The organism is Allomuricauda sp. CP2A, assembly GCF_001683915.1.
GTDB lineage: Bacteria > Bacteroidota > Bacteroidia > Flavobacteriales > Flavobacteriaceae > Flagellimonas.
Window position 1 is genome coordinate 1 of the sequence record NZ_LXTT01000119.1, and the last position, 21,747, is coordinate 21,747.

The window sequence follows — 21,747 nt, forward strand, 5'->3', positions numbered from 1 at the left end:
ATATAAAGTTACATCTTATCCTAACATTTAGTACATCTATTTTACAGAACTATAGTTAGATAGGTTCCAAGTTGTTTTAAATGGCCATTCACTATATAATTTCAAAATACAAATAAGATTCTCGCATTGGAATTTAGACCTATTGGGTTGTCAAGGCCAAAAAAGTCTATCCAATTAGCGATGTTGCCTTTACGTTTCCCGTCGTTTTCCTGAAATCTCAAGTATTTTGACCTGATAGACAATCGGATTTCCCCTTTCGTATAATTTGCTCGAAAATTCATTGATAAACTCAACCTCTCTCCGTTCTTTTCTACGGATAATGCTCTTCACGCCTTCGGTAAAAAGGTGTAACTTTTGTTTGGCAATATTGCCCTCAAGTTCTTCGAATGTGCCGTGCACCATGGCCGATTCCCAATTGAACATCGATTGTATTTCTTCTACCTGTACGGTAACCGAGTTGTTATTTCGCATCGCATTGATTTTATGGCCATCCGAGGTATAGCTAATGATCGTATTGTCGGCAGGATCAAAATAATAGGTGATGGGAATCAAATAAGGCTTCCCTTGCCATAGATAGGCCAAGTGGCCGAGGTAATTGTTTCTGAGGACGCGCTCAATCGCACTAGTTGTTAAATCTGTCATTGCTATTGTTTTTGAATATTACTGATTGCTTATGTGTTTTTCAAAGTGTAGTTTCCACTTGTATTCCATCATCGATTATATATTTCCTTTTTTAAGTTGTTGTGCCTCATGATTTATCGCCTTGTCCGTACAGACAGATAAAGAGGCGAAACCATTTAACCACTTGCCAACATATTATAACCTATAATTTTTCAAAAACCTTAAATGCGGAAGAAAGGTTAGAAAAAGCATGGCTGTGCGTACCATTTGGTAAGAAATCCAATTACCCAACTTATTGAATATACCGGCTCTTTGTCTTAGACTCCCCTTTGTAATTTCGCTACACTGGCTTATAACCATTTCAAAGTCGGCCCGAAGAATTTTGGCAAAATTGACCGAGTGAACTTCTACGTTCATTTCAATACTGCCATAACAACTAAGACTGTTCAAGTTAAATGAGCCTATGGTAGACCATTTATTATCTACTACCGCAGCTTTACCGTGTACCACGGATTTGTTCCACTCATAGATTCTCATATGGTGGTCTAGAAAAGAGGAGTACAAATGTTCGGTAGCCCTACGTACCAAAGGCACATCGCTAATGCCCGCTAAGATCACCGTTGTTTTTATTCCTCTTTTACAGGCCTTTTTCAATGCCTTTGCTATTCTGCTTCCAGGCAAAAAATACGAGCCTATGATAACTATTTCCTTTTCGGCATGAATGAAGGCGTTCGTGTAGGCATCACAGACTTCCGTTTTTTGCTGTAGCCAGTCGTTCTGTAAAATTCCCACGAGTGCCCTACCTGCCGAATGTAACACGGGTGGTATTTTTTTTGAGCTTCCTTTTTTGAAAAAATAGTCGCTACACAGTTTTTGAAGATTTTCAGCTGCCGGGCAATTCAACTGAACGGCATAGTCCAACCAAGGTTCCGAACCTGTGGTTCCGTGGTATTTATTGGCAATATTGATTCCGCCTATCAACGCTATTTTTTCATCGGCGACCGCAATTTTATGATGCATCCGCCTGCCGATATAAAAATTGTTCAAGGAGAATAAAGGCGAAAAAAAACGAAGTAAAATACCATGCTGTACCAAATCCTGGGCAAAACTATCGGGTAATGCAGCGCTACCATAGGCATCCAATAAGACATATACCTTTACTTTTCGTTGAGCGGCTTTCTTTAAACAGGAGGCTATACGGTTTCCCGTGTCATCGTTTTCAAAAATGTAGGTCTGTAAATGGATTTCTTTTTCTGCCCTATCGATTAACATTTCCAGCCTTAAAAAATAGTCTTCTCCCGAACGGACCAATTCAACATATTTCGAATTGTCAACAGCATTTTGAAGTGCTGTTTTACTACGTTTTCTAAGTGCATATCGATGGTCCATCGCTACCCTTTTTTATGCTGGTCGGCCAATAATGGCCTGTCAATCCCTTTATTTGGTCGATTCAAAAAATAAACCAGTCCCATAGCACCCAAAATGGTTGTACCGGCAATAATAAAAGGATAATAAAACCCTCCCGCTATTAGCCAAGTCCCCAATACCGGACCCAAAATTTGACCGATACTATTCGTGGAACTTTGAATGGATATATTCCTTCCCGTGTTTTCCTTGGAAATCAAAGAAACTGCCGAAAGCAGGTTTGGTGTTACCATGGCTCCCCCTGCTGCGAAAATTATTATAGTAACATAAATGTATAGTTCACCGCTCACAAAAGGGAAGACAACTAGCGAAACACCGGAAATCAATAACCCCAATGTTATTTGCTGTTTCGAGGTCAGCATTTTTTCTCCATAGGTCGCAAATACAGGCTGTAAAACTGCCATAACGGAACCACAAAGCATAAAACCAATACCCACCTGATTGGTTGTAAAGGCCAACTCATCCTTCCCATAAATTGAAAACACGGTCTCAAACAAGGTAACCACGAACTGCATCACAAAGGACAAGAGCAACAAAATGATAAAATAGTTACTCAGGGAAAAACTGAATTTGACTGCCTCAGAAGCAATACGATTTTTTATTTCGGTATTCTTCAGCCATTTTATGATTATCAGCAATACCACAAAGCCCAAAAGAGCTGCCAAAATAAAGGGAACCGAAAAACGGTCTAAGTGGAACACTCCAAAAGAGTATGTATAGTGTAGGTTCGTTTGCGACAGAAATCCCCCCAGAACAGGGCCAAATATCACACCGGAACTGATAGCGACCCCAGACCAGGCCATTATTTTGGTCCTTCGCTTTTCTGAAGTGATATCACTTAAATAAGCATTACTGACAGGAATAACCGCAGACGTAAAGATGCCCCCTATGATACGGGCTATATATAGCATCGACAGGGAAGTGGCAAGACCCGTTAGCAAGTTCATCACGACAAAACCTACAAGCCCCAATAGTATTATAGGTTTACGGCCGTATTTATCGGAAAGCTTGCCCCAGACGATAACGAACAAGAGCTGGAACAATGGATAAATACTGGTTAACATTCCGATATGGAAGTTGATAAGGTCCGTATCCAGATTGTCTTTTAGAGCCAGTCTTTCCGTGTAATAGGGCAGGGTAGGCAATAAAATACCGTACCCGAGCATTACCACAAATAAACTTAACAGCACTAAAAATATCCTGTTAAGTTTGTCCTTTCTATTCATTACTTTTTCCCAATTTTTCTTTTCAACAATTGGGCGTTAATGGCTACAATAATGGTGCTCAAACTCATAAACACGGCACCAACTGCGGGACCCAGTACAAAGCCTGATGAGTACAAAACACCTGCTGCCAATGGGATGGCGACCACGTTATAGCCGGTGGCCCATATCAAGTTCTGGATCATCTTGTTGTAGGTGGCCTTGCCGAACAAAATCAAATTGGCAATATCCTGTGGGTTACTGTTTACTAGAATAATGTCGGCAGTCTCCGCAGCGACATCGGTGCCGGAGCCCACAGCTATTCCAACGTTGGCTTGTGCCAATGCAGGTGCGTCATTGACCCCATCGCCCGTCATGGCCACAAACTCTCCTTTGCTTTCCAACTCTTTTACGATTTCCACTTTTTGATGGGGTAGTACCTCGGCATAATAGCCATCCAACCCTAATTTATCGCTAACAGCCTTGGCGGTTTTTTCATTGTCCCCGGTGGCCATCAAGACTTTGATGTTGTTCTTTTTGAAAATTTTGATGGCTTCAGCGGATTCCGGTCTAATCTCATCCGCTAAGGCAATATAACCGACCAATTTTCCATCGATTAGAACAAAAACCACCGTTTCAGCGGCATCGCTATAGGCATCTTCAGGAATTGCAATTTTTTCATCCCTTAAATAACCCGGACTTACTACTTTCACTTGCTTACCTTCCACATTGGCCTCTACACCTTTACCAGTAATGGCATTAAAGTTTTTTGGTTTCGGGATTGTAATATTATCTTCTTTGACCTTTTTTATGATTCCAACTGCAATAGGATGTTCCGAGCTCTGTTCCAAGGCACTTGAAAGCCTTAAGATTTCTTCTGTTGAATATTCTTGTTTAACCGATTCAACTCTTGTGACACCAAAATCACCTTTGGTCAATGTTCCGGTTTTATCAAACAACAAAGCTGATATTTTTCGGGATTCTTCAAAAGCCGTTCGATTTCTTATCAGTAAGCCATTTTGGGCGGATACTGCGGTAGATATAGCGACAACTAACGGAATGGCAAGTCCTAATGCGTGTGGGCAAGCGATAACCATAACCGTTACCATTCTCTCCAAGGCATATACAAAAGGGAAGCCTAAAATCAACCAAACTGCCAATGTGCCAAAACCAATTGCCAGGGCTATGTATGTCAACCATTTTGCCGCCCTATCGGAAAGGTTCTGCATTTTAGATTTGGTCTTTTGCGCTTCCTCAACCATTGTGATTACTTTGTTGAGATAACTGTCCTTTCCGGTATGTTCTACCTTAACCTTTAAGGTGCTATTGCCGTTTACTGAGCCTCCAATTACTTTGTCGTTCTCATCTTTTTTCACTGGCTTGGATTCCCCTGTAAGCATTGATTCATTTAAGTAACTCGAACCATCTACTATAATCCCATCAGCAGGAACTTTTTCACCTGGCTTTACTAAAATCACATCGTCTTTTAACAAATCTTCCAAGGGAATATCTTCTATAGTATCACCCTTTACCCTGTGGGCTTCGGCGGGCATCATACTTACTAATAGCTGTAAGGCTTTTGATGCACCTAGCACACTTTTCATTTCTATCCAATGGCCTAAAAGCATAATTGCGATCAGTGTTGAAAGTTCCCAGAAAAAATCTTCACCTCTTAGTCCGAATACTGTGGCAGTACTATAAAAGTAGGCAACGCTTATGGCCATGGAAATTAGGGTCATCATTCCAGGTGCACCCTTTTTGACCTCTGACCAAAAACCTTTTAAGAAAGGCCAACCTCCATAGAAATAGACGATGGTAGATAGTGCAAATAGGATATATGGGTTTCCTGGTAAGAGAAATTCATATCCGAAAAACTCCTGTATCATTGGCGAGAAGAACAATATGGGAATGGTTAGCACGAGCGTTACCCAAAACCGTTTTCGAAAATCGGCAATCATCATTTTGTGATGGTCGTGACCCATTTGACCGTGACCTGGATTATGACCTGAATGGTCGCCAGAACCGTGATCCATTTTACTATGATCCATCTTGCTATGGTCGTCCGATTTTGGGTCTTCCATTTTCGAGTGATCCATTTTTGAATGGTCATCTTTGTCGTGATTCATTTTAGAATGGTCCATTTTTTTGTTCTTTTGCTCTTCGTGATTGTCCATAGTATTCTATTTAAGGGTTATCGTAATTTTTTTCGCATTGCTTCCGAGATATTTTCAGCATAGACCCCATAGGCATCTACCAAAAGCCCCTTTATACCATCTTTTGATGAAATGGCATAAAGAACACTGTTATCGTCCGTACTGCTCATACCTTCAAAACGATGGGTTTCATCCACATCAAATTCTTCGGGATGGATTTCCAATTCCAATGAAGCACATTTTATACAGTCGGGGGCCAAATTGAAATCATAGGTATATCCCCTGATCTGTAAGTCATTAATTGCTTCTGATAGGGTGTCATAGTTTCTCATAATTTATTGTTTGTATGTCATCGTAAAATAGCTGCCGTCTTTCTCGGTAAATTTCTGGAATGATAACAAGTTCTCACTTGTAAGTTTTTCACTTGCAACATAGTCCAATTGTTTAATTCGTATACCAATGGCATAGGCCTTAATATTGATTTTGGATTTGATTGTTTTCCCATTTCCGTTAGATTCCAACACGCGGTCATAAATTTTAATCTTACTGTTGGAACCAAAGAAGTTCAACAATCCCGAATCAAAGCTCATTTCGAGTTCAACATTCTCTAAGTTCCCAAGGTCATAGAGTTCCTTGAAATTTTTGGACACTGTATTGATTTCGGTTTCCTTGGATTTTGGCTTTGAAAAAGGGAAGGCCATTACTATAATACTGGATTCATCCGGTTTGCATCGGTAAGTGGTGGTATATTTATCGGTCGGGGTGCCTTTTTCATCAAAAAGCTCGGTTGTGACAACAATTTCATAGTAACCATTGGCTTCTTTTAGCTTTCCGGCTTTAAAAGTTTGCTTGTTCAGAAAGTCTCCATTTTTATCAAAATTTTCCCGTACCACCAATCTATCGGACAATTGTCCAATCAACATTTTATCTTGTGGGTATGCGGAAAAAATCATAAAAACGTATACTATTAAGTGCAATCCTATTTTCATATGTGGTGCATCAACTCTTTTACTTCCTTGGCGATCACATCGCTCAAATCAATTTTATTTGACTGGTGTGGAATCGTGTTGCAGGTAATGATGTCCTCCACATAAGCGTCCCACAAATCTTGATAGGCATTTCCTGAAAATACGGCATGAATGCCAATGCATATTGCAGGTTTCATTCCCGCACTTTTCAAATGCTCCGTAGTTTCTATCATGGTCCGGGCCGTAGAAATGATGTCGTCTACTAAAACTGGCGTCGCTTCCTTATATTTATCTACATCGGGAACGGAAACTTCAACATCACGGTCGCCATGGCGGACCTTTTGTAACACCGTGAAGGGTACTCCCGCTTTTTTTGCCACATCGGAAACCCATTGCTCACTTTCGGAATCGGGCCCGATAAGTACCGGATTATGAATGTTCTCCTTGATGTATTTGGAGATTTCGTCCGCTGCATGAATGACCCTGTTCGGAATGTTGTATACCTCGCCCAACGAATGTATTCTATGTAGATGCGGGTCAATGGTCGTGATGCTATCTGCAAAACCAGAAATCAATTTTCCGAAAAACCCAGAAGTAACCCCTTCGCCCTTATGAAAAACCTTGTCTTGCCGCATATAGGCCAAATAGGGAGCCACCAAGCATGTGCACATCGCGCCCAAAGATTTTGCGGTGTGGCTTAAAAAATACAATGGCAATAGTTTTTCATCGGGTTCGTGCAAGGTGCAGACCATGATTACACATTTGTCTTTTACATCGGAAAGGATACGCGTGTAGGATTCCCCATCCGGAAATTTGCGTATGGTACATTCCCCGATTTCCGCTTTCATTTTCTCTGCCAATAATTCCGTGAGTTCTTGGTTTCCCAGAAGACTGAATAATATAGTTTTCATTTGTCCTTTTTTTATTCTATTGTTATAATATCGTCATGGTTCTCATAATATTCCAAGGCATAATTCAACTCACCTTGCGATTCTGCAAAGAGCGTATACAGCAACTGGCCTTTTTCTATTTCATCGTTCAAATGAACGTTCAGTAAAATACCGGCAGATTTTGATTGGGGCGCACCTGAAAGTTTGGCGAGTTTTGCAATCTTTCTATTGTCAATACGCCGTAAAACACCTGTTTTTTTGGCTTTTATTTCGAATTTATAAGGTTTTAGGAGAGGTTGTTTAAAATTACCTTGGGCTTTACAGATAGCGAGAAATTTGTTATATGCCTTACCTGATTCCAATAGCCCTCTGGCGGTTTGCTTTCCTTTTCCCGATTCGATTTCGCCAGAAAGCTCTAACAGCTCGCCCGCCAACAGAACTGCCCTTTCTCTTAGGTCTTTCGGTGCATCAACTTCATTCTTGAGTACACTAAGGATGTCCATTGCTTCAAGGGCTGGACCAATACCTCTGCCGACAGGCTGTGTGCCATCTGTAATAACTACTCTTGTAGTAAGGCCAACAGCTTTGCCCACGACTTCGAGATGTTCCTTAAGCTTCATGGCAGCGTCATTGGTACGAACCTTGGCCGTTTCGCCGACAGGAATATCAATGACCACATGGGTAGAACCTGCTGCCGCTTTTTTGGAAAGAACCGATGCAATCAACTGCCCTTCGCTATCAATATCCAAGGCTTTTTCAATTTTGATGAGCATATCATCTGCCGGACTTAATTGGGCGGTACCCCCCCAAACAAAACATCCGCCTTCTTTTTCAACAACTGCTTTGATTTCTTCCAAAGAAAGGGTAACATTGGTCAATACCTCCATGGTATCGGCTGTTCCTGCCGGGGAAGTAATGGCTCTCGATGATGTTTTGGGCATGGTAAGCCCGTAGGCTGCAACAATGGCTACAACGATGGGTGTTGTTCGGTTTCCTGGCAAGCCACCGATACAATGTTTATCGACTACGATTTTTTTGTTCCAATCCAATTGTTTTCCAGAAGCTATCATGGCTTGTGTGAGATTCGAGATTTCATTGACATCCAATCTATTTCCGGCACAGGCCGTAATAAAAGCCGAAAGATGAATGTTGGAGTAATCTCCTTCAACAATATCTGTAATGATTTCTTCGAAGGCCGTATAAGCTAGTTTTTGATTGTAGATTTTGGCCCTTACATGGCTTAACGAATCTATAGGTTCCAAGTGCGACACCCTTAGTGTTTCATTTCCGGACACTTTTAATTTTTTCGCCGCCGCTTCCGATAAGCCTATCTCTCCGGCTAGCAGCACATCCGACGTTATTACATTAAGACTGGCAACGATGGAAGTATTGAAATTGGATACCCGGATTCTGGTTAATGCTTCAAAACCTTCGGAAACACAGACATGGCAATCTTCCCGCATATAAACCACATGTTCGTTCTGTGTATAAATGCCCAAGTGTTTATATTTTAAAGTACTCGATTTTTCTTCCATAACCTTTTCGTTATTTTATTTTTAATAGTGTTGGTGATGCCACCAATAGTATTCCTATAATCTAGTCCATTAACTGTTTTGAAAAGTTTCTACGGATTCAATGCTATATAATTTGGGAATTTCAGAATCCCAATCATAAGTTTCCTTAATGCCTTTTTGCAATGCCTCCGCACCTTCCTTCTCTCCGTGAACAATAAATATCCTTTCCGGTTTCTGTTCGACCTTGCTTAGCCAATCCAATAGTTCGGCATGGTCGGCATGCGCCGAAAGCCCTTCTATTTCTGCCACCTCCATTTGAAAGGATACTGTTTTTCCGTACACTCTCAATTCCCTGTCGCCGTCCAACAATTTCCGTCCCCGAGTACCTTCTGCTTGATACCCAACAAAAAGCAAGGTGTTTTTTGGTTTTTGCGCCTGGGTTTCCAAGTAATTAAGCATTCTACCTCCCGTGAGCATTCCGCTTCCAGCGATGACGATTTTAGGTGTATCATCGCTTCTCAATTCCATTGTTTCCCGATAACTGCTTACGACCGTAAAGTGCGAACATATTTCGTCACACTCAGCATCTTCCAACCTATGCCAGTCTCTAGTTCGATGGAACAGTTCCAGTACGTTGGCCCCCATCGGGCTGTCCATAATCATCTGTACTTTGGGAATTTTATTTTGTTTTAACAACCTCCAAAATATCAGCATCATCAATTGGGCACGCTCTACGGAAAAACTTGGTATGAAAAGGCTTCCGCCCCTTTCAATGGTTTTGTTGACCAATTTTTCAATTTCGGGAAGTGCCTCCGCCTCTTCGGGATGAAACCTGCCGCCATAGGTCGATTCTATAAAAAGAACATCCGCCTTTTTTGGTTTTAGCGGTGGATATAGCAATAAATCGTTGGTTCTGCCGATATCCCCTGAAAAAACAAAACGTTTTCCGAGAACATCCAATTCAATGTAGGTAGCACCTAGGATATGGCCGTTGTACTGAAATCTAGCCTTTATGTTTTTCATTAAGGGCAGCCATTGGCCGGGGGGTACTCCCTTAAAAAAGGGAACGGTTTTTTCAACATCCTTTAAGTCATAAAGTGGTTCGGCGGGGCTGTGTTTGGAATAACCTTCCTTATTGGCCCGTTCGGCTTCCTGTTCTTGAATCTTGGCACTATCGTTCAATATGATTTTGGCAATGTCCAGGGTGGGGTACGTTCCATAAATGGGCCCCTTAAAACCCTGTTTGACCAATCTGGGCAGATAGCCTGTATGGTCCATGTGCCCATGCGTAAGCAAGACCGCATCAATTTCCGAGACTTCAACGGGTGGATACTCCCAGTTTTTTAGACGTAGTTCTTTTAGCCCTTGAAAAAGACCACAATCAATCAAGATTTTGCGTTCGCCGGTATCCAAGAGATATTTTGAACCGGTAACGGTTCCAGCAGCTCCTAAAAAGTGAATGTTTATTTTGTTGTTTTTCATTTATAGTACCCGTTTAGTGTCCCCCACAGCAGGAAGGTGTGTTCCCTTTATCTTGGTCCGGTTGGCATAACTCCGCTATTTCTTTGTAGAGATCATGAAAATCCTCTTTGATGAGAAGGGCTAGTTTCTTGGTGGATTTGGGTTCGGAGTTTACCATCTCCAGTAATGTTTCGAAGGCCTCTTCAAGTAAGCTTGGATCATCTTCCATTGCTTGGTAAAATGGCTCTAGGTCTATACTGTTCTGTTTTTGTAATGTTTCTGTTCTCATCTGTTTTCTTTTTAGGATTGATCAATGTTTATTGGTTTAATGTGCTGTGCATAATTCTTCTGAATCTTCGAGAATTTTTTTTTGTCGTTGCTTGGCGATACCTATTTGCCCCAAAAATGATGGGTTTTCGCTAATGTCCTTGCAGAGCACAATGCCCTTATCCAATAATTTGGATTTCTCGGCCTTTGTCAATGTTGTTAAAGAGGTTAAGGGATGTAGGCCGGATCTGTCTATGCGTTCTTTCAGACCGTTCCCTTTCGGATAATCCCAACTTGTAAGCATCAGCCCAACACAGGTACCATATTGTATGGCATCGGTGGTAAAGCGGGTATTGGTATAAACACCCCCTTGATGAAACTTGGTTTTATGGCCTTGCTGTTTTTCCCATTGTTTTTCCACATCCAAAAATCTTGAATGGATATAGAGCGGGATTTTCACATTGCAAAACCGGCCCTGATCACTATGGTATTTACATTCAATCATATAATGCTTGTTGTCTTTTTCAGCTATCACATCCACTTCATGCTGTACACAATTGCCTTGAACGATTACCCCGACTTTTGTATCAAAACCTTCTTGACTCAATAGGGCCCCAACAAATTTTTCAAAGGGATAACCCGAAGGCCCGAGTTCCATAAGGGCTTTTTTTAGTTTATACCGCGAAGCGCTCACACGGGCCTTGCTCTTTAGCATCCTAAAGGCACTTCGGTATATTTCTTTGGTGGTCATGCCATGGGATACCCTGTCCCTAATTTCATTGGCAATTTCTTGAACAAGCGTTTCGTCAGCCTTTGAACGGCGCAATGATTTGATGAGCTTTTTGATATCGAATTCCTCAAGTTCACCGGAATATTTTCTTATCTGTACCTGCTGGGTCATTCTCTATATTTTAATGGTCATCACTGGTAGCGAAGAATGGTTGGCGACCCCTTCTGTAATGCTTTTTGAGAACAAACTTAAAAATCCTGTATTCCCATGTGTACACATGGCGATCAGGTCCGCTTTGTTGTGTTTCAAATATGTATTGATGCCCGTTTCAACTTGGTTTTCGTTATACACGTTCATGGAGAAATTCTTGAGTTCTGGAAAACCCTCCAAAAACTTTCGTATGGGATCTAGGCCAAGGGCGATACTATTATGGTCCGATGCCGTGTTGATGCGTAATAGATGAATTTTCGCATTACATTTTTCTGCGATGGAGAGTACTGCCCTAAAAGCACTGCCCACATCTTCCATAAAATCTGAAACGAAAACGATATCCTTGAAAGGAAACCTTACATCATCTTCTTTTACCACAACGACCGGCACATCGGATTTTCTTACCAAACGCTCTACGTTGCTACCAAGAAGTTCACGAACTATGCCTTTGGTGCCACTGCTTCCTGTAACGATGAAATCATGGTCATAATGACCCGAATGTTTCAGAATGTTGTCTTGATCTACATGAAATTGTAAAAAGGTTTGGCATTTTAGATGTTCTTTTTCGGCCTTTTTTTCCAGTTCACGTAACGAGGCTTTCGCTTTTCCAATTTTTTTGAGGGTTTCTGGATACCGTTTTTCCTTTTGCTTATCCAATTTGACCCAATCGACAGGAGTCTTTAACAAATGGAAAAAATGAATTTCCGCATTATAAAGTTTGGCCATTTCAATGCCCAAATCGGCGGCTTTGTTGCAGTTTTCTGAGAAATCCGTGGGTACGAGTATATTTTTCATAGTGCTATTGTTTTTAGGTTTATATAGATTTAAGTACTTCCTATGGAAGCTTGTCGTTTTATTTGCTGGCTACTTCGTTTCCCGAGTCGATTTGTTTTTCAAAACAATCCAGATTATGTATGGTGGTTTCGGCAATATTCGTCAGTGCCGTATCGGTCAAGAAGGCCTGATGGCTCGTTATCAGAACATTATTGAAGGTCATCAAACGAGCGATTACATCGTCCTGTAAAATCTCGTCAGAATGGTCTTCGAAAAACAGTCCTTCCTCTTCTTCATAGACATCCATACCAAAGAACCCGACCTTTCCGGTTTTTAGTCCATCGATGACCGCTTTGGTATCTACCAGACCGCCCCTGCTCGTATTGATGAGCATAACACCTTTTTTCATGACCCCAATTTGCTCGGCATCTATTAAATGTTTCGTGTCGGTAGCCAAAGGCACGTGAAGACTGATAATATCCGATTCGGCACATAATGTTCTACAATCGGTATAGCGGGCACCAAATTTTTCTACTAGGTCTTCATCCTTGTTGACATCATAGGCTAGAATTTTACAGCCAAACCCATGAAGGATTTTGACCAAGACTGCGCCAATCTTTCCGGTGCCCAATACCCCAACCGTTTTGCCGTTCAAGTCAAAACCAGTGAGTCCGTTTAAGGAAAAGTTTTGTTCACGCACTCTATTATTGGCCCTAATTAGTTTTCTGTTCAAAGCCAATATGAGTGCGACCGTGTGTTCTGCGATGGCGTAAGGCGAATATGCGGGAACACGAGCCACCTTGATGTTCATTTCATCCGCCTTTTCCATATCCACATGATTGTAGCCTGCCGAACGAAGAGCTATGTATTTGACTCCGAACGCACCTAATTTTTCCAGTACGTTGGCGGATGCATCATCCCCTGTAAATAGACTGATGGCCTCCGAGCCTTTTGCCAAGGGAACGGTATGCTCGGATAATCGTTCCTCTAGTAGCCTCAATTCATGTTTGCCGTCATTGGCGGATGTTAAATAGGATTCTTCAAACTTATGGGTGCTGAATACCGTTGTTTTCATTTGCGTTTTAATTTTATTTACCAAAAATCTTTACGAGTTCGTACAACTCGTCTTGTACCTGGTGTTGTTTTACCACTTGGTCAAAAGGCGTGAGGCTAAGTTCGTTGTTGAGAATACCGACCATAACGCTCTTTTTTTCTTGTAAAAGGGCCTTTACCGAAGCTGCCCCAAGTCTTATCCCCAACATACGATCGGCAGCGGAAGGGTTTCCACCGCGTTGCACATGCCCCAGTTTTGTGATACGGAGGTCTAGCTTCGGATTTAATTCTTTAATCTTTGATGCCGCTATTTCGGCACCAAGTTCATCGCCTTCGGCAACAACGGCTATGAAGGCTTCTTCGCTATCATAAACACTTGCCTTTTCGAGCAAACGGACAAAATCTTGTCCACTTTCCGGCACTAAAATGGCATCGGCACCTACGCCCAACCCAGAATGCATTGCTATATATCCGCAGTCCCTTCCCATTACCTCAATTAGAAATATTCGGTTATGTGATTCTGCTGTGTCCCTGATCTTATCAATGTTTTCGATTGCCGTATTCACTGCGGAATCAAAGCCCAAGGTGAAGTCGGTTCCGGCCATGTCATTGTCTATGGTACCTGGAATACCGATAAATGGTAGTTCGCAAATCTCCGAAAAGGCGAGCAGCCCTTTAAAAGTACCATCCCCGCCCACGGCGATAAGTGCATCGATGTTATTTTTCCGAAGGTTCTCCAGGGCCTGCTGTCTTCCCTCTTTAGTTAGGAATCTTGCGCTTCGTGCGGTCTTAAGAAAAGTACCGCCCCGATGCACTAATTTTTGAAGTTCCTGGGTATCCAATTCGACTAAATCCCCATCGATTAGGCCTTCATAACCTTTACGAAAACCACTTAATTTTATGCTGTTCACTTCGGCAGTTTTTGCAATGGCAAATAAAGCTGCATTCATGCCTGGGGAATCCCCTCCCGAGGTAAATACCCCAATATGTTTCATATTCGTGTTCATGATTTAGTGGTTTTAAGATTAGCGGTAATCAGATCGGGTATTTTTCCGTAAAACCGATTGAAAACCATACAAGCCGTTAAGTCTCCGGTAACATTCACTGCAGTTCGGAACATGCCGAGCAAGCGCTCCACCCCGATTATTATGATAATTCCCTCAGAAGGTATTCCGGCCCCCGATAGTACCGAAGCCAGTATGACAACGCCACCTCCAGGTATGGCCGGGGTTCCGATTGAGGCCGCAACTATCGTAACGACGACGACAATAATATTTAAAAGGTCCATTTCTAATCCGTAAGCCTGTGCTATGAATAAAGTGGTTATGGTCTGATAGAGGGCCGTCCCATCCATATTTACAGTAGCCCCGATCGGAATTATGAAATTACTGATAGAGCTATCTACTTTCAGTTCTTCCTCTGCTGTTTTCAGCGATAAGGGCATGACCGCGGCAGAACTTGTAGTCGAGAATGCTAAAAGTTGGACATCCGTAATCTTTCTCAAAAATTTAAGAGGATTAGTCCGGCCAAGTGTGCTTACCAATAAGAGGTAGATAACAATCAACATAAATAGGCCCAACAGTACAACGAGCACATAAAAACCCAATCCTGAAAGGGAGCTTAACCCGACACTGGATGTAAGCTGGGCCATCAATCCGAATACTGCCACCGGCACCAACAACATGGCCCATTTTACTACGGTCATACAGATTTCCTGTACGGCACTCAAAAGTAATTTTACTGGTTTGAGCAAATCATTGGGTAACGACAGAACGGCTACCCCTATTATAATGGTAAAAATGACAATGCTCAACATTTCGCCACTTACCATGGAGGCCAATGGGTTTTCGGGCAGTAGATCCGTTATGGCATTCGGAATATCATTTATTCCAAAGGATAGTTCCGAACTTTCGGCAGTATCGGCCAATGCATTTGCATGATCCATTTCCGCCTGTTGGTGCAGATACTTTCCAGGTCTGAACAGTGCGGCTAGCAACGTTCCTATGGTTACTGATATAATTGTTGTTGATATAAAATATAAGAGCACACCACCCCCCAACTTTTTTAGATTTTCCTTGTCGTTACTGGCTATGCCCGTAATGATGGAAGCCACAATCAAGGGAATCATTATCATCTGCACCAATTTAAGGAAGAGCATTCCCGGTAGGGCCAACCAATTTCCCAACATATCGGCAGTCGCCTTACTGACCCAACCGTTTTGAGGACTTAATAACAACCCGAAACCTACACCCAAAAACAAAGCGATAATCACTTTTAGCCATAGCCTGCTCTCTACCAGTCTCTGCAAGTAATGGTTGAGTGATTTTAAAGATTTTATTTCAGTTTCGAACATGGTATTTTATCACTTAGGCTATCGTTATTTTCTCCTCCAAATAAACACTTTGGACTGCATGCAATAATTCTACCCCTTCCTTAATGGGTCGTTGAAAAGCTTTTCTTCCAAGTATCAGACCCGAGCCTCCTGCCCGTTTGTTTATGATTGCGGTTGTAATGGCCTCGGTCAAATCGGATGCTCCTCTGGAACCCCCACCGGAACTGATCAGTCCTACTTTGCCCATATAGCAATTGGCAACCTGTAAACGACACAAATCGATGGGGTGTTCGGTGGTCAGGGTTTCATACATGGCATCGTCATATTTCCCAAATTGAAGGTCTTTAAAACCGTAATTTGTAGTGGGTAATTTTTGTTTGATGATATCCCCCTGTATTGTTACCCCAAGGTGGTTGGCTTGTCCCGTTAAATCTGCAGCGGTGTGATAGTCCTCTTTATCCGTTTTGAAAGCATCGTTACGGGTGTAACACCACAAAATCGTGGCCATGCCCAGATTATGGGCCTCGGCGAAGGCTTCCGCAATCTCCACTATCTGTCGATTACTTTCCTTAGATCCAAAATATATGGTCGCCCCAATAGCAACTGCGCCCATATCCCAAGCGTCCTTGACCTTTCCGAACAAGGTTTGGTCGTAGGCATTGGGATATGACAGTAGTTCATTGTGGTTTATCTTCACGATGAACGGTATTTTATGCGCGTATTTCCGAGCGTACAGACCTAATACACCAAAAGTCGAGGCCACCCCGTTACAACCTGCGCCAATGGCAAGTTTTATAATATTCTCAGGGTCAAAATAATCGGGGTTTTTATAGAAGGAAAAAGCGGCACTATGTTCGATTCCCTGATCTACGGGAAGTATGCTTAAATACCCTGTATCCTTCAGGTTGCCATGCCCGTATAATTGGGCAAGACTTCGAAGCGTTTGTGGATTACGATTGCTGTTGACAAAAACTTTAGAGACAAAATTTTTATCGGGCAATTGCAGTTCATCCTTGGTAATCTTTTCGCTAACATGATCTAAATAGAAGGACGCTTTGTCCCCCAACTGCTCTATTATTTTTTCGTGAGAGTTCATTGTTTTAACTATTGATTAATACCTAGACTTTTATTGGTCTTAGCGATGGATTTATTACCATCCATCTCGATTCCGGTAAGTGCCCGAATGGCGTCGATGGTCTCGGGAATTACAATCGCTTGATTGTCCACCACGTAGGCATAAAAGAGTTCATCGCCCACCACTTTTAGCATATCTTCCCATAGGGCTACCTCGTACATGTCGCCCCAAGGCCTGCCCATATCCAAAAACATTTCCTTGATGGTGTTGTTGGAGACCAAGCCTTGATCATAGTGAATAAACTTGATTCTACTTGAGGTTTTGAGGGCGTTCAACACCTCTTCCTTTGATGTTTCTTTCTTTAGTTTCACGTTCCAGTAATGCATATGGCTCAAGGTTTGGGGAACTTTGACCGCTGAAGTAATGACATCCAAATCAGGATCCACGCTCTGTGCGTCGGGACCTTGGTGGCTCGGGATTTCTTTTTCCGGTACCATGGTGTTCATAATCCCTCCTAAATGACTTTCCCAAGGGTCGGTCGCCCTTCTTAAAAGTGTGCCACGTGCATAATCCAGTAAATCGGCCCTTTTTAAAGCGGTCAATGTTCTCAGGATTGATGTGGTATTACAGGAAACCACTCGGGTTGCATTGATATTCAACGCCGTGTTATAATTGTTTTCAGCACTAAAGGAGTGGCCTGTTGTCTCGTGCTTTTCCCCACCGTGCAGAATGAATTTGATATTGTGTGTTTTATAGGTTTCCACGTTTTTCGCCGCAATCATTTTTGGGGTGCAATCCACCACAAGTTCCACTTTATCCAATAAGTCCTGCATATTGCCCATTACCGAAATGCCCGAAGCCTTCATTTGTTTTTCCGCTTCGGTGGTTGTCGCATAGATATCATAATCCTTTCTTACAGCGTTCTGTATGCGCCAATCGCTGATAATGTCGCAAACCCCGACTAGTTTCATGTCATCCTGTACCTTTATGGCATCGGCAACTCTTTTGCCGATGACCCCGTATCCTACTACTGCAATATTTTTCATTTTCAATTGTTTTTAGTGATTCAATATTTATTCTTGGGTTGATGTGTATTGCGCATCAACTTTCTTTGTTCTTTTGAAACTTCTTATGATTACCCTATTACTTTTTTCGTAAGTAAAATAGCTGATGGCCCAATTGAAGCCCACCAATAGTTTGTTCCTAAACCCACTGATGGAGACCAAGTGAACAACAGACCATAAAAGCCAAGCGGCATAGCCACCGAAATGAAACTTCCCCAAATCAGCGACCGCTTTTCTCTTGCCGACAGTGGCCAATGAACCTTTATCTTTATATGTAAAGGGTTTTGAAGGCTTTGAAAGCAAGGTGTTGAGCAGTACTTTGGCCAAATGTCTGCCTTGTTGTATGGCGGTTTGGGCTACTTGGGGATACCCTTTCGGGGTCTCATCTGTGATTACCCCGGCGATATCCCCAATGGCAAAGACATTGTCCATTCCATAAACTTTTAGGTGGTGGTCCGTTTTAAGACGATTGCCCTTGACAATAGACGTCTCATCGAATCCTTTTGGAAAATCTCCAGTTACCCCTGCTGTCCAAATCAAGTTCTTGGCTAAAATGGTCTTGCCGCTTTTGGTTTTGACCACCCTGCCATCATAGTTACTAACGGATTCTTTCAACATCACCTTAACGTTCAGATTCTCTAAATAGGTCAGCGTTTTTGAAGAAGCTTTGTCCGACATGGCAGAGAGCACTTCGTCCATAGCTTCCACCAAATAGATGTTCATGATGGAGGAAGGATACTCGGGATAGTCTTTAGGAAGGATGTACTTGCAAAACTCCGCCAAAGCACCTGCCATTTCTACTCCGGCGGGACCGCCACCCACGATCACAAAATTCGTGAGGGCATCGCGTTCCTCATCATCGCACGTGATCGCGGCCTGTTCCAAATTTTGCAGCATCATGTGGCGGATATTTAGAGAATCCCGGATATCCTTCATCCCCAAACTATTTCTTTCCACTTCTTCCATACCGAAGAAGTTGGTCTTTGTTCCCGTTGCCAAGACCAGATAATCATAGGTAAGTTTTCCTTTGTCCGTTATGACGGTATTGATGGAGTTTTGAATTTCCTTTACCTCGGCCAGCCTGAAGCTCACATTCTTATATCCCTTGAATTGTTTTCTAAAAGGGAATACAATGCTATCGGGTTCAAGCCCACTGGTGGCTACCTGATAAAATAAGGGCTGAAACTGATGAAAGTTATGGCGGTCAATAAGTACCACCTGAACATCTTTATTTTTCAACCCTTCCACCAATGCCAGACCCGCAAAGCCACCACCTACAATGACTATTCTTGGGAACCTGGAATGCGGCAAGCAGATTGCATCCGTCACTTTGCGTGTATTGTTTTTGCTATCGTCTAACATTTGGTTCTTGCCTGTTAACTTTTCAATAGTTGTTTTTCTCTTTTGAACCGCGTTTTCGGACTATCATGACGGAACAGTCGGCATGTGTTGCCAAGGACTGGGAAACCGAGCCGAGCAAAAATCTAGAGAATGCGCCATGGCCCTGCGACCCGACTATGATCAAATCGGTATCAAAGGCTTCGGTCTTTTCTAAAATTGCACTTTTGGGAAGCCCCTCTACCACGGCTGTTGTTATCGACAATACGTCATTCTTGTCCCTTAATGATTTTGAAGCTTCATTAACAAGATCTTCTGCCGATTTTTTCGCACTGGAGACGGTTTCTTCATAATAATTTCCAAGCGTGCCGCCCAAGGGTAGGGCACCAGGAGCGGCCAACATGGGATTTTCGAACACATTCAAAATACATACTTCGGTACCCGCAGGGAACGGCAGCGTCGCAAGTTCATCTATGGCGACTTTACTAAAGTCAGAACCATCTATTGCCAATAGTATTTTCATCTTTGTAGATTTATTTGTTCATGATTAATTATGTTAATTCCCATATTGCCAAATCAACTTATGGCCAAGGGTTTCATCAATTTTTTCCAATACAAATGCTCGTATAGCCCTGACCAGTACATTCCGAAAGTAAAAGCGAACAAAAGCTCTTCAATTGGAATGCCGGCCACTAGAATATCACTAAGGTTTTCCAGATTCCAGAAAAGTTCTACATAGTTGGGATAGAACGGGAGTATACTTCCAAAATAAACAAAGTACAATGCCGTGAACAGAAATCCACTTATCCAGATTTTGGTCTTTAAATCCGGACGGCAGTATAGCGTGGCCATTCCACCCAAAAACATGGCCAATATTCCACAGTAGATATGATTCAAAGGCGTGAACAGGGCCAATACCAAAAACACTACTGCCGGTACGAAAAGGATATATAGGTGCAACCGGTGCCTTTCATGTTTCCGTTCGGTATGCGGTATTTCAACATACTTTCGCTTAAAAATAAGATTGTAGATTACCGTGCCTATGCCCCCTATGGCAAAAGAGAAGATTAGGCTTTCAATATCGAACCCTGTCTTTATTGCCAAATCGAAAAGCGATGGCGGATGCCAATATTGGGGAACAAAAAGGGGTTCGGTAAGCCCAAAGGGCATGGTTATCCAACTCATCTTCAGCATTTCTCTTCGAGAATCTTTCTTCATTAGATAGACCACGCCCCAGAGGGCTAGAATAATAAGGGACCATATGAACCAGACGTACTGCATTTATCGTTTTAGCTGTGCATTGTAAAAAGCTGCGATCAGCGCTCCTGTCAGCCATCCGATAATGAATGTTTGGATCATCCCAATTATAGCTTCCCAAAAAGGAACATCCATGCGAATAATACTGGTTGTGTCAAGCCCATGGAGCAGGCTGTTGAAAAAATCTATGGTACCTTCCCTGCCGGCCGTAAACATGACGACCATACAGCCAATGTAGAGGATGGCGGCAGTGAGACCGAATGCAAATCCGAATTTTTTAATGTTTATACGGTTCATGATTTCTGTTTTTAGTTATTTGTCCGTTTCCAAGGTTTTTTTTGAATCTTCATATTCTTCCTTGGTAATTTCTCCTTTTGCAAATCGTTTTTTTAGAATTTGCATGGGATCTTCATTGCTCGATTTTTGGTAGGGTACGTCATACGGGATAAAGAAAATCCACACCAGTAGTACGAGCCAGATAATCCACCATATAATGTGCATGCCGCCCCAATGTCCTTCGAAATAGTGCATAGCTAAAAGTTTTAAATGTTAGTAATTAATTCAATTCTGAAATTGTATAACCTTCAAGTCGATTCAACTGTTTCTGCAGATCATCGACCGAAAGGTTCGATTTCATACTGATCTTGGCGACTCCTTTCGGACTTAAAAAAATCTTTGCCTCCTCAATGTCTTCATGAGACTCCAATACTTTTTTGACCTTTGTTATGCAACCGCCACAACTGATTCCGTCTATTTGATATTTTCTTTTCATTTTTTTTGCGGATTTCAGTGTTGATGCTGTTTTTGGTCGTGCTTTTCCTTTTCTTCCTTTTTTCTTTTAAGGTTATCCTCCGTTAGCCCATGGGTATGGCCACCATGTCTCATAGGCATCAAGAGATGCACCGCGAACATGATTACTATGAACGTAAACAGTGTGAGGTTGCCTTTAATGCCGAATGCTGGTGCAAAAAAGATGAAAAGAAGCGGAAGTCCGCAACCTAGTATCATCCATATCCAATGATTTTTCATAATCGAAAATTTAAAAGTTAATCCTTAATGGTGTTCAGAATGGTCTTGCTCAGATGGTTCCATTTTATTTGAACCGTCCATCATGCCCATTCCTTTCATATCCATTCCCTTGTCGCCCATCATCTTCTTACAAGACTCCATACAATCTTCGCTCATCATGCCCTTTTCGTGCATCATTTGCATCATATTGCCTATCATTTTTCCATCTTGCATCATGGATTGCATCATGTTTTTCATCATCATACTATCTTTCATCATCATCTGTATTCCCTGGCCCTGTATCATAGTACCCATCATCTTTTGATTGCCCTGCATCATCTGCATGGCATGGTCGTTGCCTTGCATGTTGTCCATGAATTCAGTCATGTAACTGTGGTTACTGGC

Annotated in this window: 25 protein-coding genes; all 25 read right to left on the reverse strand. The window is 42.2% G+C overall.

The annotated features are described in order from the left end of the window. Nucleotides 1–189 precede the first annotated feature (189 nt). Complete coding sequence (locus tag A7D14_RS13975; protein WP_067035861.1) at nucleotides 190–642, reverse strand: pyridoxamine 5'-phosphate oxidase family protein; 453 nt, start codon at nucleotides 640–642, stop codon at nucleotides 190–192. 174 nt (nucleotides 643–816) lie between these two features. Further along, on the reverse strand, nucleotides 817–2,010 hold the full coding sequence (locus A7D14_RS13980; protein WP_067035864.1) for a phospholipase D-like domain-containing protein: 1,194 nt from the start codon (nucleotides 2,008–2,010) through the stop codon (nucleotides 817–819). 2 nt (nucleotides 2,011–2,012) lie between these two features. Next, on the reverse strand, nucleotides 2,013–3,272 hold the full coding sequence (locus A7D14_RS13985; RefSeq protein ID WP_067035866.1) for an MFS transporter: 1,260 nt from the start codon (nucleotides 3,270–3,272) through the stop codon (nucleotides 2,013–2,015). Then, the gene (locus A7D14_RS13990; RefSeq protein WP_176712428.1) at nucleotides 3,272–5,422 is read right to left on the reverse strand and encodes a copper-translocating P-type ATPase; all 2,151 of its coding nucleotides are present in this window, start codon (nucleotides 5,420–5,422) and stop codon (nucleotides 3,272–3,274) included. Before A7D14_RS13990 ends, A7D14_RS13985 begins: the two co-directional genes overlap by 1 nt. A gap of 17 nt (nucleotides 5,423–5,439) precedes the next feature. Next, nucleotides 5,440–5,733, reverse strand: a complete 294-nt coding sequence (locus A7D14_RS13995) for a phosphoribosylpyrophosphate synthetase (RefSeq protein ID WP_067035869.1) — start codon at nucleotides 5,731–5,733, stop codon at nucleotides 5,440–5,442. Between the two features lie 3 nt (nucleotides 5,734–5,736). Further along, entirely contained in the window at nucleotides 5,737–6,354 is a 618-nt protein-coding gene (locus A7D14_RS14000) for a hypothetical protein (protein ID WP_237685876.1), read from the reverse strand. A 32-nt stretch (nucleotides 6,355–6,386) separates the two neighbouring features. After that, nucleotides 6,387–7,280 carry a ribose-phosphate pyrophosphokinase gene (locus A7D14_RS14005; RefSeq protein ID WP_067035874.1) on the reverse strand — a complete coding sequence of 298 codons (894 nt, stop codon included), beginning with the start codon at nucleotides 7,278–7,280 and terminating at the stop codon, nucleotides 6,387–6,389. Between the two features lie 11 nt (nucleotides 7,281–7,291). Next, complete coding sequence (locus A7D14_RS14010; RefSeq protein WP_067035877.1) at nucleotides 7,292–8,794, reverse strand: thymidine phosphorylase family protein; 1,503 nt, start codon at nucleotides 8,792–8,794, stop codon at nucleotides 7,292–7,294. Nucleotides 8,795–8,863: 69 nt separating this feature from the next. After that, nucleotides 8,864–10,255, reverse strand: a complete 1,392-nt coding sequence (locus A7D14_RS14015; RefSeq protein ID WP_067035879.1) for an MBL fold metallo-hydrolase RNA specificity domain-containing protein — start codon at nucleotides 10,253–10,255, stop codon at nucleotides 8,864–8,866. A gap of 13 nt (nucleotides 10,256–10,268) precedes the next feature. Continuing rightward, a complete protein-coding gene (locus tag A7D14_RS14020) occupies nucleotides 10,269–10,523 on the reverse strand; it encodes a hypothetical protein (RefSeq protein ID WP_067035882.1) in 255 nt (84 codons plus the stop codon). Nucleotides 10,524–10,559: 36 nt separating this feature from the next. Next, on the reverse strand, nucleotides 10,560–11,402 hold the full coding sequence (locus tag A7D14_RS14025) for an ATP cone domain-containing protein (RefSeq protein WP_067035885.1): 843 nt from the start codon (nucleotides 11,400–11,402) through the stop codon (nucleotides 10,560–10,562). Nucleotides 11,403–11,405: 3 nt separating this feature from the next. Further along, entirely contained in the window at nucleotides 11,406–12,236 is an 831-nt protein-coding gene (locus A7D14_RS14030; protein ID WP_067035888.1) for a universal stress protein, read from the reverse strand. Between the two features lie 58 nt (nucleotides 12,237–12,294). Then, nucleotides 12,295–13,290: a 2-hydroxyacid dehydrogenase gene (locus A7D14_RS14035; RefSeq protein ID WP_067035891.1), complete on the reverse strand. Its 996-nt coding sequence runs from the start codon at nucleotides 13,288–13,290 to the stop codon at nucleotides 12,295–12,297. 13 nt (nucleotides 13,291–13,303) lie between these two features. Then, on the reverse strand, nucleotides 13,304–14,275 hold the full coding sequence (locus A7D14_RS14040) for an ATP-dependent 6-phosphofructokinase (protein WP_067035894.1): 972 nt from the start codon (nucleotides 14,273–14,275) through the stop codon (nucleotides 13,304–13,306). Next, nucleotides 14,272–15,621, reverse strand: coding sequence for a dicarboxylate/amino acid:cation symporter (locus tag A7D14_RS14045; protein ID WP_067035898.1), 1,350 nt, complete (start codon nucleotides 15,619–15,621; stop codon nucleotides 14,272–14,274). Before A7D14_RS14045 ends, A7D14_RS14040 begins: the two co-directional genes overlap by 4 nt. 13 nt (nucleotides 15,622–15,634) lie before the next feature. Continuing rightward, entirely contained in the window at nucleotides 15,635–16,696 is a 1,062-nt protein-coding gene (locus tag A7D14_RS14050; RefSeq protein WP_067035901.1) for a class I fructose-bisphosphate aldolase, read from the reverse strand. Nucleotides 16,697–16,704: 8 nt separating this feature from the next. Continuing rightward, nucleotides 16,705–17,721, reverse strand: a complete 1,017-nt coding sequence (locus A7D14_RS14055; RefSeq protein WP_067035904.1) for a type II glyceraldehyde-3-phosphate dehydrogenase — start codon at nucleotides 17,719–17,721, stop codon at nucleotides 16,705–16,707. 27 nt (nucleotides 17,722–17,748) lie between these two features. Continuing rightward, entirely contained in the window at nucleotides 17,749–19,101 is a 1,353-nt protein-coding gene (locus tag A7D14_RS14060; RefSeq protein ID WP_067035907.1) for an NAD(P)/FAD-dependent oxidoreductase, read from the reverse strand. A 22-nt stretch (nucleotides 19,102–19,123) separates the two neighbouring features. Beyond that, on the reverse strand, nucleotides 19,124–19,600 hold the full coding sequence (locus tag A7D14_RS14065) for a universal stress protein (RefSeq protein WP_067035909.1): 477 nt from the start codon (nucleotides 19,598–19,600) through the stop codon (nucleotides 19,124–19,126). 53 nt (nucleotides 19,601–19,653) lie between these two features. Continuing rightward, nucleotides 19,654–20,295 carry a lycopene cyclase domain-containing protein gene (locus tag A7D14_RS14070; protein WP_255307467.1) on the reverse strand — a complete coding sequence of 214 codons (642 nt, stop codon included), beginning with the start codon at nucleotides 20,293–20,295 and terminating at the stop codon, nucleotides 19,654–19,656. A 63-nt stretch (nucleotides 20,296–20,358) separates the two neighbouring features. Further along, nucleotides 20,359–20,631, reverse strand: coding sequence for a DUF5676 family membrane protein (locus tag A7D14_RS14075; RefSeq protein WP_067035915.1), 273 nt, complete (start codon nucleotides 20,629–20,631; stop codon nucleotides 20,359–20,361). 15 nt (nucleotides 20,632–20,646) lie between these two features. Beyond that, nucleotides 20,647–20,865: an SHOCT domain-containing protein gene (locus tag A7D14_RS14080; RefSeq protein WP_067035918.1), complete on the reverse strand. Its 219-nt coding sequence runs from the start codon at nucleotides 20,863–20,865 to the stop codon at nucleotides 20,647–20,649. 25 nt (nucleotides 20,866–20,890) lie between these two features. After that, complete coding sequence (locus A7D14_RS14085; protein WP_067035921.1) at nucleotides 20,891–21,106, reverse strand: heavy-metal-associated domain-containing protein; 216 nt, start codon at nucleotides 21,104–21,106, stop codon at nucleotides 20,891–20,893. A gap of 14 nt (nucleotides 21,107–21,120) precedes the next feature. Continuing rightward, nucleotides 21,121–21,363, reverse strand: coding sequence for a hypothetical protein (locus A7D14_RS14090; protein ID WP_067035924.1), 243 nt, complete (start codon nucleotides 21,361–21,363; stop codon nucleotides 21,121–21,123). Nucleotides 21,364–21,387: 24 nt separating this feature from the next. Then, on the reverse strand, nucleotides 21,388–21,747 hold a 360-nt coding region (locus A7D14_RS14095; RefSeq protein ID WP_067035929.1), incomplete at its 5' end, for a hypothetical protein.